Consider the following 14,275-nt stretch of genomic DNA (forward strand, 5'->3'; position numbering starts at 1 on the left):
TGTCGCAGTGTAGTCCAGCGTCGCGGACGGGCAGCCGTCGCACACAAGGTGCAACAGATCCATGCAGCAGGGGAACCGGCATGAGCCACACTCAAGGTTACTCGCGCCGCCGCTTGCTTACGCTGGCTGCCGGGGTTTCGGCGGTCTTCACCTTTGATCGGGCGTTGGCCGCCGCCACGTCGCCGAGCGTCACCGGAGGCCCTACCATGCAGACCCGCGCCATCCCGTCGAGCTCCGAGCCATTGCCGTTGGTGGGGCTGGGCACCTATCGCGGCTTCGACGTCGCCCCTGGCGAGCCGGCCTACAGGCAATTGCCGGCGGTGCTCGCCGAGCTGTTTCGCAAGGGCGGTACGGTGATCGACAGTTCGCCCATGTACGGCCGCGCCGAGCAAACCACCGGCGAACTGCTGTCGATCCACGAACCACGGTCACCGGCGTTCCTGGCTACCAAGGTGTGGACGCGCGGCCGGGAGGCGGGCATCGCGCAGATGGAGCAGTCGCTGCGTCTGCTGCGCACCGAACGCATTGACCTGATGCAGATCCACAACCTGCTCGACTGGCAGACCCACCTGCCCACCCTGCGTGAATGGCAGGCGCAGGGGCGCATCCGCTATATCGGCATCACCCACTACACGCCGTCGGCTTACGATGAAGTGGAGTCGGTACTGAAGGCCGAACAGCTCGATTTTTTGCAGATCAACTACGCCCTCGATGATCGCGGCGTCGAGAAGCGCATCCTGCCGCTGTGCCGCGAGCGCGGGGTGGCGGTGATCTGCAACCGGCCGTTCGGTGGCGGCGACCTGCTCGCGCGGCTCAAGGGCAAGCCGTTGCCGGCGTGGGTGTCGGACGTGCAGGTCAACAGCTGGCCGCAACTGGCGCTGAAGTTTCTCCTGGCACACCCGGCGGTGACCTGCGTGATTCCCGGCACCGGCAATCCGCGCTACATGGCCGACAACGCTGGCGCCGGGTTCGGGCCGATGCTCACCGATGCGCAGCGCCAGCAGTTGATCGCACTGGTTGGCTAGGCCTCAGCCGCGATAGCGCAGCGCCTCGAGCAATAACGCAAACGCCGGCGCTGCCTGGCGTCGGCTCGGGTAGTAGAGGTGGTAACCGGCGAAGGTCGGGCACCAGTCCTGCAGCACCTGATGCAAACGACCGCTGGCCAGATGCGGGGCGACGATGTTTTCCGGGATGTAGCTCAGGCCGAAGCCGTCCAGTGCCGCGTCGAGCAACGGGTACACGCCATTGAGGGTGATCTGCCCGGAGACGCGCACTTTGAGGCTGTCGCCATCCTTCTCGAACTCCCAGGTGTACAAGCCGCCGTTGGTGGGCAGGCGCAGGTTGTTGCACGCGTGACGGGTCAGGTCGCGTGGGGTTTCAGGGACGCCGTGGCGCTCGAAGTAGGCGGGCGCGCCGACCACTGCCATGCGCATGTCCGGGCCGATGCGGGTGGCGATCATGCCCTGCGCGACGTCTTCGCCCAGGCGCACGCCGGCGTCGAAGCCTTGTCCGGCGATGTCGACAAAGCCGTAGTCGCAGCACACCTCCACGCTGATGTCCGGGTACTTGGGCAGGAATTGTTTGAGCACCGGGCGCAGCAGCCAGTCCAGCGAATGATCGGTGGCGTTGATCCGAATCTTGCCGGCGGGCGTTTCGCGCAGGGTGCTCAGGGCGGCCAGTTCCTGCTCGATTTCCTCGAAGCGCGGGCCGACGGTTTGCAGCAGGTGTTCGCCGGCCTCGGTCGGCGAGACGCTGCGCGTGGTACGCGTCAGCAGGCGCAACCCGAGGCGGGCTTCGAGGCTGCGAATGGTGTGGCTCAGCGCCGATTGCGAGACGCCGAGCCTGGCTGCCGCTTTGGTGAAACTGCGCTCGCGGGCCACGGCAAGGAAGGCGAGCAGGTCGCTGGCGTTTTCTCGGAGCATTGATGAGTGTCCTGCATAAGTTTTTTCGAATTCTAGTCGATTATCTGAAGAGTCTGGCTGGTTACAGTGATGCCTGGCCCTTTTGGAGAGCATTGCCATGAACCCGATTACTGCTTCGGCGCTGACCCTTTCCCTGCTTGCTGGTGAGGCGCAGGCCAGTGAAACGCCCCGCGTCACTGTCACCCCCAACGGCTCGCAACCGTCGGCCAGGGGCCCGGCCGACTGGTTCACCGGCACGGTGCGCGTTGACGCGCCGTTCAAGGGCAGCGATGCGGCGCGCGTCAGCGGCGCCACGGTGACTTTCGAGCCGGGCGCACGCACCGCATGGCATACCCATCCGCTGGGTCAGACGCTGATCGTCACCGCCGGTTCAGGTTTTGTGCAGGAGTGGGGGCAACCGGTTCGCCAGATCCGCCCCGGCGATACCGTGTGGATCGCGCCGCAGGTGAAGCACTGGCATGGCGCTGCGCCGACCACGGCGATGACGCACATTGCGATTGCCGAGGTACTGGACGGTGAGGTGGTGGAGTGGATGGAGCAGGTGAGTGCGGCGCAGTACCCAAGATCGGAGTAACTTCCGCATCCTCGACCACTAGCATCCCGTGCTAGTGCGCTACCGAAGCCCTCACCCCATATCGCTCGGGGAGAGGGCTTGGATGTGCAACTGACTAGATCATCTCCGGCAACGAATCGAGGATCTTGTCGAGAGTGATCGGATAGTCACGTACCCGCGCTCCGGTGGCGTTGTAGATGGCATTGGCGACCGCCGCACTCACCCCGCAAATCCCCAGTTCCCCGACGCCCTTGGCTTTCATCGGTGATGAAATCGGATCGGTTTCGTCGAGGAAAATCACTTCCTGATGCGGGATGTCAGCATGCACCGGCACCTCGTATCCCGCGAGGTCGTGATTGACGAAAAAGCCCAGGCGCTTGTCCACCGCCAGCTCTTCCATCAGTGCCGCGCCGACGCCCATGGTCATCGCGCCGATTACCTGGCTGCGCGCGGCTTTCGGGTTGAGAATCCGCCCCGCTGCGCACACCGCGAGCATACGCCGCACGCGGACTTCGCCGGTCGCCGCGTCCACCGCCACTTCGACGAAATGCGCACCGAACGTCGATTGCTGATACTGCTTGGCGAGGTCGGCGAATTCGATGCTGTCCTCGGCCTCGATCACGCCATTTTTCGCCGCATCGCGCAGCGGCAGTGCCTTGCCGCCGGCCCGGACCTGACCGTCGGTAAACTCGATGTCGCTGCCGCTCATGCCGAGTTTGCCGGCGACCGCTTCGCGCAGTTTCATGCACGCAGCGTAGACGCCCGCCGTCGAGCAGTTACCGCCGAACTGGCCACCGGAGCCGGACGACACCGGGAAGGACGAATCGCCCAAATGCACGCTGACGTCTGCCAGGTTCACGCCCATCATCTCGGCCGCGGTCTGGGCAATGATGGTGTAGCTGCCGGTGCCGATGTCCGTCATGTCGGTTTCCACCGTGACCTTGCCGTCACGCTCCAGCCGCACCCGGGCGCCGGACTTCAGCAGCAGGTTGTTGCGAAACGCCGCAGCGACCCCCATGCCGATCAGCCAGCGGCCTTCGCGACGGCTTCCGGGCGTGGCATTACGCTGATTCCAGCCGAATTTCTCAGCGCCTGTCTGCAGGCATTCGATCAGGCGCCGCTGGGAGAACGGGCGCTCGGTTTTCACCGGATCGACCTGCGTGTCATTGAGGATGCGGAACTGGATCGGATCGAGCTTGAGCTGCTCGGCCATTTCGTCCATGGCGATTTCCAGTGCCATCAGCCCCGGCGCCTCACCCGGTGCGCGCATGGAATTGCCTTCCGGCAGATCCAGCGGCGCCCGGCGCATGGTCACCCGACGGTTTTCCCCGGCATACAGCAGCTGGCTCGGTTGTGCGGCGACCTCGACTTTGCCGTCCTTGAGGTTGCCCGACCAGCCTTCGTGAGCGATGGCGCTGAGCTTGCCGTCCGCCGTGGCGCCCAGGCGAATGCGCTGGATCGTGGCCGGGCGGTGGGTAGTGTTGTTGGCCATCTGCGGGCGGGCGAGGGCGACTTTCACCGGGCGGTTGGCCAGGCGCGCACCGAGGGCGGCGAGGATCGCGTCGGCACGAATGAACAGTTTGCCGCCGAAGCCGCCGCCAATGTAGGGCGAGATCAGGCGCACGTTTTCCTTGGGCAGGCCCAGGGTGGTGGCGACGTCGCCGACGCTCCAGGCGATCATCTGGTTGGAGGTCCACAAGGTCAGATGATCACCTTTCCATGCAGCCAGCGTGGCGTGCGGTTCCATCATCGCGTGGGATTGATCGGGGGTGGTGTAGGTCTGGTCGAACTTGACCGGCGCGGCGGCGAAGGCCGAGTCGAAATCGCCGTGGGTGACGTCGGGCAACTCATCGTCTTCAACGCCCTGGTCACGTACGTTGGCCAGTTCAAACTCGCCTTTGGCGGCGACGTAATCGACCTTGACCAGTTGCGCGGCAGCACGGGCCTGTTCGAAGGTTTCGGCGACGACCAGCGCCACGGCCTGGTGATAGTGCTGCACCTCGGGCCCGGCCAGCAGCGGCGCCGAGTTGTACTTTCCTTTGCCAAGCTTGCCGGCATTGGCGGCGGTAACGATGGCCAGCACGCCGGGCGCCGCTTCGGCAGCGTCGAGATCAATGTGGCTGATGCGGCCCTTGGCGATGGCCGAACCGACCATGAAACCGTAAGCCTGATTCGCCACGGCCTGATGTTGCTCGTAGGCATACGGGGCCTGGCCGCTGGTTTTCAGCGGCCCTTCGATGCGGTCGGTGGGCTTGCCGATGACCTTCAACTGGTCGATCGGGTTGGTGGTGGCGGGCGTGTCGAATTTCATGCTTCATCCCTCGCTTGCGCCAACACCGAGCCGAGCGTGCGCTCGACCAGGGTCAGTTTGAATTGGTTGTCGTGGGTCGGTGTGGCGCCGTCAAGCAGGCGTTCGCTGACGGCTTTGGCACCTTTGGCCAGCAACGCGTCAGCGGCTTCGACCCGCCACGGTTTCGGCGCGATACCGCCGACCGCGACACGGCCGCTGCCGTCCTTGTGCAGAATCAGACCGACCGATACCAGAGCAAAGGCGTACGACGAGCGATCGCGCACCTTGTGATAAATATGCGTGCCGCCGACCGGCGCGGGCAAAGTCACCGCAGTGATCAACTCGCCGGGCGTCAGGCTGGTTTCGATGTGCGGCGTGTTGCCCGGCAGTTGATGGAAATCGGCGATGGCGATGCTGCGGGTGCTGCCGTCGGGTTTGACCGTTTCAACCTGCGCATCGAGGGCACGCATGGCAATCGCCATGTCGCTGGGGTGGGTGGCGATACAGGCCTCGCTGACACCGATGATGCCGAGCTGTCGACTGACCCCGCCAATCGCTGCGCAACCGCTGCCGGGCTGGCGTTTGTTGCAGGCCTGATTGACGTCATAAAAATACGGGCAACGGGTGCGTTGCAGCAGATTGCCGGCGGTGCTCGCCATGTTGCGCAGCTGCCCGGAAGCGCCGGCAAGCAGGGCGCGGGAGAGCAGGGCGTAGTCCTTGCGTACGCGGCTGTCGGCGGCCAGGTCGGTGTTGCGCACCAGCGCGCCGATACGCAAGCCGCCGTCGGGCGTGGCTTCGATCTGGTCGAGACCGAGGTGATTGACGTCGATCAGTTGTGGCGGCGTCTCGATGTCGAGTTTCATCAGGTCCAGCAGGTTGGTGCCGCCGGCGATGAATCGGGCGCCTTGCACTTGTGCCGCCAGCGCGGCGGCTGCGGCGGGGGAGTCGGCGCGGCTGTAATTGAACGGTCTCATGCCGGCACCTCCGCGACTTCACTGATTGCTTCGATGATGTTCGAGTAGGCGCCGCAGCGGCAGATGTTGCCGCTCATGCGTTCCTGGAATTCGCTGGCGATCAATTGCGGCGCTTCGGTCAGGCTGGGGCTGACGTGGCTGGGGATGCCGTCGCGGATTTCCTTGAGCACCGCCACCGCCGAGCAGATCTGCCCCGGCGTGCAATAGCCGCATTGATAACCGTCGTGCTTGATGAACGCCGCCTGCATCGGGTGCAGGTTGTCCGGCATGCCGAGGCCTTCGATGGTGGTGACGGCGGCGCCGTCGTGCATCACCGCCAGGCTCAGGCAGGAATTGATCCGCCGGCCGTCGGCGATCACCGTGCACGCGCCACACTGGCCGTGGTCGCAGCCCTTTTTGCTGCCGGTCAGGTGCAGGTGTTCGCGCAAGGCATCGAGCAGGGTGGTACGGGTATCGATTTCCAGGGTCTGCGGTTTACCGTTGACCGCGATTGTCACCTTGGCCATGGCCGGTTGCTCCAGATTGGCCGCGTAGGCCTTGAGGCTGATGAAAGGGGGCATCGCAAACGCGGTGGCGGTCACGACGCCGAGAATCAGGAACCGGCGTCGGGAAAACGCTCGGGGTTGCTGGTCGTTCATGGCTGGTCTTCCTCTGAATCAGGCGGCAGGTTTCGAATGACCCGCTCGGGCACGCCGGCGTGGTTGCCAGTCTCGTTCTGTTCTAGGAATGACCTGTACGGAGGGGAAAAGGTTTTTGCCGATTTGCGCTATAGAGTTATGCGCAGAATTCATTAATAAGCGGGGATGCTTGACCCCGTGGGAGCTGGCTTGCCAGCGATGACGTCGTCTTAGTCAGCCTATTGCTGAAATGAGACACCACCATCGCGGGCAAGCCCGTTCCCACAGGTATTGTGTTTAATGCCCGCCCACCACCATGTGGGTGAACGGCGCGACGTACGCCTGCAACGTCACCAGCCCGCCCACCAGAATCGCCAGCACGATCGAGTGGAAGAACACGTAGCGCAGAATCTCGCCCTCGTGGCCGTACCAGCGCGTGGCGGTAGAGGCGACGACGATCGACTGCGCGTCGACCATTTTGCCCATCACCCCGCCAGAGCTGTTCGCTGCCGCCATCAGCACCGGGCTCAGGCCCAGCTGTTCCGACGTGACCCGTTGCAGACCACCGAACAGCACGTTGGAAGCCGTGTCGGAGCCGGTCAGCGCCACGCCGAGCCAGCCGAGCAGGGTGCCGAACATCGGGTAGAAGATCCCGGTCGCGGCGAACGCCAGGCCCATGGTCGCATCCAGTCCCGAATAGCGCGTGAGGAAACCCAGCGCCAGCATCGCCGCGATGGTGATCAGCGAAAAGCGCACCACCCACAACGTGCGCAGGTATTGCCTGAGCAATTGTGGGATCGAATAACCCATCAGCAAGCCACCGACGATGGCGGCGAGCAGGATGCCGCTGCCGGTGGCGGTGAACCAGGTGAACTTGTACACCGCCTCTTCGGCCTTCGGCGCAGGCACCACGGGCGGCACTTTCTGCACTTGCAGATGCAGCGTGGTGAAGGTCACGGCCGGGGCGAAAATCGGATTGGCTTCATTGACCGGTTTGCCTTGCGCATCGAGTCTGGCCGACTGGGTGACCGGGTCGATGGCCGGGCGCACGTCGAAAATGTTCTTGAAGCCCTGGGTGCCCCAGGCGAACACGAACACAGTGAGGATGATCCATGGCATCCACGCGCGCATCACTGCCGGCCGTGCCTGGTCGCTGAACGCCGCGGTGGCGGTGATCTTTTCCTCGGCGACTTGCGAATTGTCGACGCGGCCCGACAGCGCGGCCGAGGTGTGGATGGTCGCCGGTTTCCACACCTTGAGGAACAGTGTCAGGCAGGCCATGGAAATCAGCGCGGCGATCACGTCCACCAGCATTGGCCCGTGATAGTTCGACACTAGGAATTGCGGCACGGCGAAACTCACCCCGGCCACCAGGATCGCCGGCCAGATCTCGAGCATCTTGCGCCAGCCGGCGAATGCCCAGATCAGCCAGAACGGCACCAGCACCGAGAAGAACGGCAACTGCCGGCCAACCATCATCGACAGCTCCATTTCATCCAGCCCGGTGACCTTGGCCAGGGTGATGATCGGTGTGCCGAGCGCGCCGAAGGCGACCGGCGCGGTGTTGGCGATCAGCGCCAGGCCGGAGGCTGCCAGCGGCGAAAAACCCAGGCCAATGAGGATCGCCCCGGTGACGGCCACCGGTGTGCCGAACCCGGCGGCGCCTTCGAAAAACGCGCCGAAACAGAACGCGATCAACAGCAATTGCAGGCGACGGTCATCGGTGATGCGCGCGAGGGAATCCTGCAGCACCTTGAACGAGCCGTTCTCGGTGGTCAGACGGTGCAGAAAGATGATGTTGAGGACGATCCAGCCGATCGGCAGCAAGCCGTTGGCCGCGCCGAACAACGCCGCCGAACCGGCCATGCTCGCCGGCATGCCGAAGGCGAAAATCGAGATCAGCAGCGCCGAGGCCAGGGCCAGCAGGGCCGCCAGGTGCGCCTTGACGTGGAAGAAGGCCAGCGCCGCGAGCATCACCACCACCGGCACGGCGGCCATGAGCGTCGAGATCAGCGGGTTGCCGAACGGGTCGTAGATTTGCTGCCAGACCATGGTCCACCTCTGCTTTTTGTTATCGAGGGTGCAGATCCATTGCATGGGGGTAGGTAGCAAGCAGTATAGGTGGCATTTCGCCGCCGTTCGGGCCGGGGCGCCGGGCCGATCAACGGTCGTGCGCGGCCAGTGAATCATCGACGATTTACCCGGTCGTATCAGCGGCTGCGCGGACCACGCCGCGAAGAGGTGGCTGCGCTGGCCGTTTCCGTCGTCAAGACCTCGGTTTTAGGGAAAATTTGAATGAAGCGCGCTACCACGCTGTTGCTCACCGTTTCCGCCGCCGTACTGCTGGGCGGTTGTGTGGCGGATTTTGATGATGACCACCGCCATGGCCGGCATTACGACCGCGACCATGGACGTTATTACGATCACGACCGGCGTGACCGTTGGGACGATGGTGACGACGACCGCCGCTATCACCGTCGCGACCGCGACGACGACTGAGCGAATGCTGTCCGGCGCAAGCCGGACCCGGCAGGCGGGGCGGGATGGACGCAATGATGGCAATTCAGTAGCATCGGCGCCTTTTCGCCCCTTCCTACAAGGATGATCATGCCTGCCGCTTCATTTCTGCGCGGTTTGCCCGCGCTGTTCAGCGTTGTGTCGAGCGCTTTGTTGCTCGTCGGTTGCTCCCAGATGGGCACTTATCAGGACTCCAGCGCACCGGACGCCGCCAAGTTGCGTTTCGTCGCCAGCACCGACAACGCCACCATCGATTACTTCGACGCCGAGCATTGCGACGGCCAGACCACGGGTGTGTTGAACAATCTGTTTATCGCCAACAGTCAGCGCCGGGTCGGCATGAGCGTCGCGGCGCCGGAGAAGGCGCGCGGCTACCTCGAAATCAAATTGCCGCCCGAACAGGACGTGCACCTGCGCATCCATACCCAGACCGGATACGCCACTTGCGGCTCGGGCTTCACCTTGAAGCCGGAACGCGGTGCCGAATACGAGGTGAGCTTCAGTCTCGTCGGGCGCCAGTGCTCGATTATGCTGCAGCGCCTGCAACGGGTCGACGGCGAGGACGTGCGCACCCCGCTGCTGATCAAACCGGGCAGTCTGCCGGCGTGTTACGGGCGTAACCCGATCTTCCCGCAACCGCCGGTGGCGCTCGCGGACACCCCCGAGCGCACGGCGCTGATCGAGCGCCTCGTCAGTCGCAGCCTGATTGTGGTGATGACGGCCAAAACCATCAACGACAACCCGGTGGCCTTTCCGCCGGAAAAGCTCGATTCGCTGATCAGCGAGCGCAAGGCCAAAATCGGCTTCGCCATGCCGGACGACTACTGGGCGCTGTATCGGCAGAACCTGGTCACGTTCGATCAAGCGGTCGGCAGCCACACGGCACGCGCGTTGCAACGCGCCAACGACGAATACCGCCAGCGCCTGCGCAGCGTCGACGACAAGCAGCTGCAAGCGTGGGCCGGCACCGACGCTGCCTCGGACAAGCGCAGCACCGCGGCGCTGATCGAGCGTGAGCAGGCGATGATCCCGTTCTTTTTCCAGGCGAAGAAGGAGGTACTGGCCGAGACCGTCGATCAGCACCTTGCGCGCATGGCTCAAATGGATGCGCAGTACGATGTTTGCTCGCGCTTCCCCAAGTGCTGGAGACACTGACCTGGAGCCTTGAGCCAAAAAAGCCCACTGCGCCGTTAAGGCCAGTGGGCTTTTTCATGTCCGCTGTCGCGGTCTGCGGCGCGGGGTGCTGCGGCGATTAAAAATGAGCGCTCGCCCGGACGCGGGAACGCGCAGGCGCTGCGGCCTCGAGATCCAGCAAATGGGTGGCGAGTATGTCGCTCAGAAAGCGGAACTGATCGTTGAGGCCGACCACTTCATTGCTGAAATGATTGCTGGCGGCGGGCATCAGCAGATCTTCGAAATCATCGTTGAACACCAGCGCCCGGGCCTTGCGTGGCACGACGTGCTGGTCGTAGTAGTTGCTGCCGAACACCGGGAAACTCACGGAGAGGGTGACGGTACGAATCATGATGTGAACGCCTCGTTGTGTGTCGGATGAGTGAATCCTGAGCCATGCGCCCGGGTGGCGGAAGGCAATCGTCGCAATGGTGAATATCGACGTCAGTGATGGTTGCGCGTTGTCGCGCTCCGGCAGACCGGCGGATAAACGGCGGGCAGCGCGCACCTATACTCATGTCATCTCCTCGAGATTCTTCCGGGCATCCGGCCCGAAGGCCATTGAAGGACACCGCCACCGTGAACCTGCGTGCGCTGATCGTTGCCGCCCTGGTGTTACTGGCCGGCTGCGCCACCTCGGCGCGGGCCCCGGTGACGGCGCCGGCGGTGGTGGTCGCACCGGCAACCTGGCAGCAGATCGACCGCGAAATCCTCGCGGCGTCACAGCAGGCCACCGAGCAGGTCAAGGTGTTCGCCCGTGGCTCGATGGAACATTGGCGCACTCGCGTCTATGAGCAAACTGAAGAAAATTTCATCCCCTGGTTCAGCAGCTACTGGACCCAGGAATGGCTGTCGATGAAAGTCAGCTGGTACACCATCAGTGCCGGCGGCGAGCAGGACGCCTCGGCCAGGCGTCTGGCGGCGTATCTGCTTGAGCAATATCAACAAAGGGTGCTGGCACCGGTGGCGGTGGAAATCGATCCGGATGCAATTCTCGGCCAGTCGACGGCCTACTACGCGCAACTGATGGCGCAGCAGATGCCGCTCATCGCCCAGCGTCACGGCGTGCCGCTGGCCCAGCTCAACGGCCATTTGCAGAAGATCCCGGCCATCAGCCTCGGCCCGCCGCCGGCCCGCGATGCCTCGCTGTACCAGATCGTCAGCACCGAGCCGCTGAACACTTTGCCGGCCTACGCCGCGCTGATCGACAAGATCCACACTGACGGCGGCGCCAAGGGCATTGCCTCGACCGACGCCGGCATGGCCCCGGTGGCCAAGCGCGCCAGCCAGCGCATGGAAGCGGAAATGGCCCCGCGCGGCGCGGCCAGCGCGGTCGCAGCGGCGGCGGGGAAACTTGCCGGGGCGATGATCTCGGTGGGCGTGGCGGGCATCCGCGCGATCATCCAGGCCAACGACCGCCCGGACAGCGAAGCGCTGATCCGCAGCAGCCTGGGCAACACCTTCGACAAGGCCTGGCTGAAACTGGTGCAAAACCCCACCACCGGCGTGATGGCCGGGACGCTGCACATGGCGGGACAGATCGAGGGCAATCTCGACGGGCGCGAGCAACCGTCGGTCGGACTGGGCGCCAACCGTGTCGAATGGCGGCCGCCGGAAACGACCAATCAGCAGATCGTCCCCACCGTAACCGGAGAATAAGCATGTCTTACGTCGATATTTTTGTTGCACCCGTGCCGAACGCCAATCGTGAGCAGTACAAGCAGCACTGCGAGGTCGCGGCGAAACTGTTCAAGGAATACGGCGCCCTGAGCGTGGCCGAATGCTGGGGCGATGACGTGCCCGACGGCAAGGTCACTTCATTCCCGATGGCGGTGAAACTCAAGGAAGGCGAAACCGTGGTATCCGGCTGGCTGGTCTGGCCGGACAAGGCCACCCGCGACGCCGGCATGGCGAAAATGATGCAGGACCCGCGCATGCAGCCGGACGCCAATCCCATGCCGTTCGACGGTCAGCGAATGATCTACGGCGGGTTCAATTTCCTGCTTCAGGCCTGATGCCGGCGCGCGGGCGCCGTCAACCTGCGCCGCGCTGTACGCGCTCGCCGGCGAAGGCGATCGTCGTGTCGCGACGCCTGCGCCGGCAAGGCCGCGTGCGCCTGCCGGTCATTCTGCCGACGGTGTGATCCGGCAGCCCTTGCGGTTGCGAATCTGCTCGTCGGTGGGCCGTTCGCGGACGAATTCGAAACGCGGCTCGCCCTCGCTGTAATGCACCAGCCAGCCCCATTCCAGTTCCTGTTCATTCTGTCCGGGGTGCGGCGGTCGGGCCCACCAGGGTTCTTTGCTGAGGATCTCGCGCATGATGTCCTCCGGTCGATGGCAATGGCTGAACTATAAACCCGCTGTGGCGAGTCGGCGGAAAATCGCCGTGTAGAATCTCCGGATCGACACTTGTGAAGGAGAGGGGCCATGACGGATGAAAAGCATGCGCAGCAGCCGTCCAAGCGGCTGTTTTTCGCCCTGGACTGCCCGCCGGCGCAACGCAAGGCCATTGCCCAGTGGCGCGGCGCGCTGGGTCTGCGCGCCGGCAAACCGGTGCCGGCGGCCAATTTTCACCTGACGTTGCTGTTCCTCGGCGCGGTGCCGCTGGCGCAGATCAGTGAAGTCTGCGAAGCCGCGAGCAACGTGCGCACGTCGGGCGAGGTATTGAAGATTTCGCTGGATCGCTTGCAGGTCTGGCACCGTGCCGGGGTCCTGTCGCTGGCGCCGGAGCAGGCCCCGCCGAGCTTGCTGCGGCTGGTCTATGCGTTGGAGCAGGCGATGTTGCCATTCGGCTTCGAAGAGGTGACACGCGAGTACCGTCCGCACCTGACGCTGGCCCGCGATTACCGGGCAGCGGAGCCCGAGGCCACGACGCCGCCGGCATTCTTTCTGCGTGCCGAGCGCTTTGCCTTGTTCGAATCGCACAAGGGGCAATACCGGGTGCTGGCCGATTGGCCGCTGATTTGAGGCAATAAAAAAGGCGCCCGAGGGCGCCGAAGTCACCTGAACCGAGGGAGCCAGGTGAGGCCGTTCCTAGAGAGGGTGCAGCGGTGGTAAGGCGCTGCGTGAACGGAAATCCTGGCTGGTCGTTGCCCCGCCCGGCGTGGCAGCGATCAGTGTGTGGGTTACTTGCCGAGTTTCACTCGCGTCCAGCCGCGGGTCATGATGCGCTGGGTGGCAATCGGCTGATCCGGCACCGCGTACAGCGTGGCCATCACCGCTTGCGACGGGTACGAGCCCGGGTCGTTGCGGATCGCTTCGTCCACCAGCGGCGTGGCGGCCGCGTTGGCGTTGCTGTAGCCGTTGCTGTTGGTGATCTCGGCGATGATGTCGGGACGCATCAGGAAATCCATGAACAGGTAGGCGTTGTCGACGTTCGCCGCATCCCGGGGGATGGCGACCATGTCATAGAAACTGCCGGCGCCTTCCTTGGGAATGCTGTAGTCGATCTTCACCTGGTTGCCCGATTCCACGGCGCGGGCCTTGGCCTGCAGCACGTCACCGGAGTAACCGACCGCCACGCAGATGTTGCCGTTGGCCAGGTCCGAGATGTACTTCGACGAATGGAAATACGCCACGTACGGACGGATCTTCATGAACAGCGCTTCGGCTTCGAGGATGTGCGCCTTGTCCTTGTCGTTCACCGGATAGCCCAGGTAGTGCAGGGCGGCGGGGAGCATTTCGGTCGGCGAATCGAGGAAACTGATGCCACAGGCTTTGAGCTTCTCGGCGTTCTCCGGTTTGAACAGCAGGTCCCATGAGTTGGTCGGGGCGTTGGCACCGAGCACTTCCCTGACCTTGTCCGGGTTGTAGCCGATGCCGATCGAGCCCCACATGTACGGAAACGCGTGGGCGTTGTCCGGATCACTGGCGGAGGCGTTTTTCAGCAGCACCGGGTTGAGATTCTTCCAGTTCGGCAGCTTCGATTTGTCCAGGGTCTGGTAGACGCCGGCCTTGATCTGCTTGGCCAGGAAACTGTTGGACGGCACGACGATGTCGTAGCCGGATTTGCCCGCCAGCAGCCGCGCCTCGAGGGTTTCGTTGCTGTCGAAGACGTCGTAGGTCACCTGGATGCCGGTCTCGTCTTCGAACTTCTTGACGGTGTCCGGGGCGATGTAATCGGACCAGTTGTACACACGCAAAACCTTGTCGTTGGCCTGGGCGCCCATAGCCATTGCGCCCATTAAGGACAGTGTCAGCAGAGTCCTGCCAAACATTTTCATCGGTGAA

The 14,275-nt window shown here is 63.9% G+C and carries 15 protein-coding genes; 7 read left to right on the forward strand and 8 right to left on the reverse strand.

What is annotated here, in order from left to right:
- Positions 1-80: 80 nt before the first annotated feature.
- Complete coding sequence (locus tag QRN70_RS22875; RefSeq protein ID WP_285420156.1) at positions 81-1,025, forward strand: aldo/keto reductase; 945 nt, start codon at positions 81-83, stop codon at positions 1,023-1,025.
- 3 nt (positions 1,026-1,028) lie between these two features.
- On the opposite strand, the gene QRN70_RS22880 is transcribed toward QRN70_RS22875, so the two are convergent.
- A complete protein-coding gene (locus tag QRN70_RS22880) occupies positions 1,029-1,922 on the reverse strand; it encodes a LysR family transcriptional regulator (RefSeq protein WP_285420157.1) in 894 nt (297 codons plus the stop codon).
- A gap of 97 nt (positions 1,923-2,019) precedes the next feature.
- On the opposite strand from QRN70_RS22880, the gene QRN70_RS22885 reads away from it, so the two are divergent.
- Positions 2,020-2,496 carry a (R)-mandelonitrile lyase gene (locus QRN70_RS22885; RefSeq protein WP_285420158.1) on the forward strand — a complete coding sequence of 159 codons (477 nt, stop codon included), beginning with the start codon at positions 2,020-2,022 and terminating at the stop codon, positions 2,494-2,496.
- A 94-nt stretch (positions 2,497-2,590) separates the two neighbouring features.
- Here QRN70_RS22885 and paoC read toward each other — a convergent pair whose 3' ends face one another.
- From paoC to QRN70_RS22905, 4 genes are all read right to left on the reverse strand, one after another.
- Complete coding sequence (gene paoC / locus QRN70_RS22890; RefSeq protein WP_285420159.1) at positions 2,591-4,786, reverse strand: aldehyde oxidoreductase molybdenum-binding subunit PaoC; 2,196 nt, start codon at positions 4,784-4,786, stop codon at positions 2,591-2,593.
- On the reverse strand, positions 4,783-5,739 hold the full coding sequence (locus QRN70_RS22895) for an FAD binding domain-containing protein (protein WP_285420160.1): 957 nt from the start codon (positions 5,737-5,739) through the stop codon (positions 4,783-4,785). Before QRN70_RS22895 ends, paoC begins: the two co-directional genes overlap by 4 nt.
- On the reverse strand, positions 5,736-6,377 hold the full coding sequence (gene paoA, locus QRN70_RS22900; protein WP_285420161.1) for an aldehyde dehydrogenase iron-sulfur subunit PaoA: 642 nt from the start codon (positions 6,375-6,377) through the stop codon (positions 5,736-5,738). The genes QRN70_RS22895 and paoA overlap by 4 nt, the downstream gene beginning before the upstream one ends.
- Positions 6,378-6,653: 276 nt before the next feature.
- Positions 6,654-8,408, reverse strand: a complete 1,755-nt coding sequence (locus QRN70_RS22905) for an L-lactate permease (protein WP_285420162.1) — start codon at positions 8,406-8,408, stop codon at positions 6,654-6,656.
- Between the two features lie 243 nt (positions 8,409-8,651).
- Between QRN70_RS22905 and QRN70_RS22910 the strand changes: the two genes are divergently transcribed.
- Both QRN70_RS22910 and QRN70_RS22915 read left to right on the forward strand, forming a co-directional pair.
- Positions 8,652-8,855: a hypothetical protein gene (locus QRN70_RS22910; RefSeq protein ID WP_285420163.1), complete on the forward strand. Its 204-nt coding sequence runs from the start codon at positions 8,652-8,654 to the stop codon at positions 8,853-8,855.
- 108 nt (positions 8,856-8,963) lie between these two features.
- Positions 8,964-10,028 (forward strand): hypothetical protein, encoded by a 1,065-nt coding sequence (locus tag QRN70_RS22915; protein ID WP_285420164.1) that lies wholly within the window; start codon positions 8,964-8,966, stop codon positions 10,026-10,028.
- Positions 10,029-10,125: 97 nt separating this feature from the next.
- Here the strand turns inward: QRN70_RS22915 and QRN70_RS22920 are convergent, their stop codons facing one another.
- The gene (locus QRN70_RS22920) at positions 10,126-10,398 is read right to left on the reverse strand and encodes a hypothetical protein (RefSeq protein WP_285420366.1); all 273 of its coding nucleotides are present in this window, start codon (positions 10,396-10,398) and stop codon (positions 10,126-10,128) included.
- A 227-nt stretch (positions 10,399-10,625) separates the two neighbouring features.
- Here QRN70_RS22920 and QRN70_RS22925 point away from each other — a divergent pair, with 227 nt between their 5' ends.
- Both QRN70_RS22925 and QRN70_RS22930 read left to right on the forward strand, forming a co-directional pair.
- A complete protein-coding gene (locus QRN70_RS22925) occupies positions 10,626-11,705 on the forward strand; it encodes a hypothetical protein (protein ID WP_285420165.1) in 1,080 nt (359 codons plus the stop codon).
- A 2-nt stretch (positions 11,706-11,707) separates the two neighbouring features.
- Positions 11,708-12,061, forward strand: coding sequence for a DUF1428 domain-containing protein (locus tag QRN70_RS22930; RefSeq protein ID WP_285420166.1), 354 nt, complete (start codon positions 11,708-11,710; stop codon positions 12,059-12,061).
- Positions 12,062-12,169: 108 nt separating this feature from the next.
- On the opposite strand, the gene QRN70_RS22935 is transcribed toward QRN70_RS22930, so the two are convergent.
- A complete protein-coding gene (locus QRN70_RS22935) occupies positions 12,170-12,364 on the reverse strand; it encodes a hypothetical protein (RefSeq protein WP_285420167.1) in 195 nt (64 codons plus the stop codon).
- Between the two features lie 108 nt (positions 12,365-12,472).
- Between QRN70_RS22935 and thpR the strand changes: the two genes are divergently transcribed.
- Positions 12,473-13,012, forward strand: coding sequence for an RNA 2',3'-cyclic phosphodiesterase (gene thpR, locus QRN70_RS22940; RefSeq protein ID WP_285420168.1), 540 nt, complete (start codon positions 12,473-12,475; stop codon positions 13,010-13,012).
- A 158-nt stretch (positions 13,013-13,170) separates the two neighbouring features.
- Here the strand turns inward: thpR and QRN70_RS22945 are convergent, their stop codons facing one another.
- A complete protein-coding gene (locus tag QRN70_RS22945; protein ID WP_285420169.1) occupies positions 13,171-14,268 on the reverse strand; it encodes a polyamine ABC transporter substrate-binding protein in 1,098 nt (365 codons plus the stop codon).
- Positions 14,269-14,275: the final 7 nt, after the last annotated feature.

This window comes from Pseudomonas sp. efr-133-TYG-5, from assembly GCF_030209175.1.
GTDB lineage: Bacteria > Pseudomonadota > Gammaproteobacteria > Pseudomonadales > Pseudomonadaceae > Aquipseudomonas.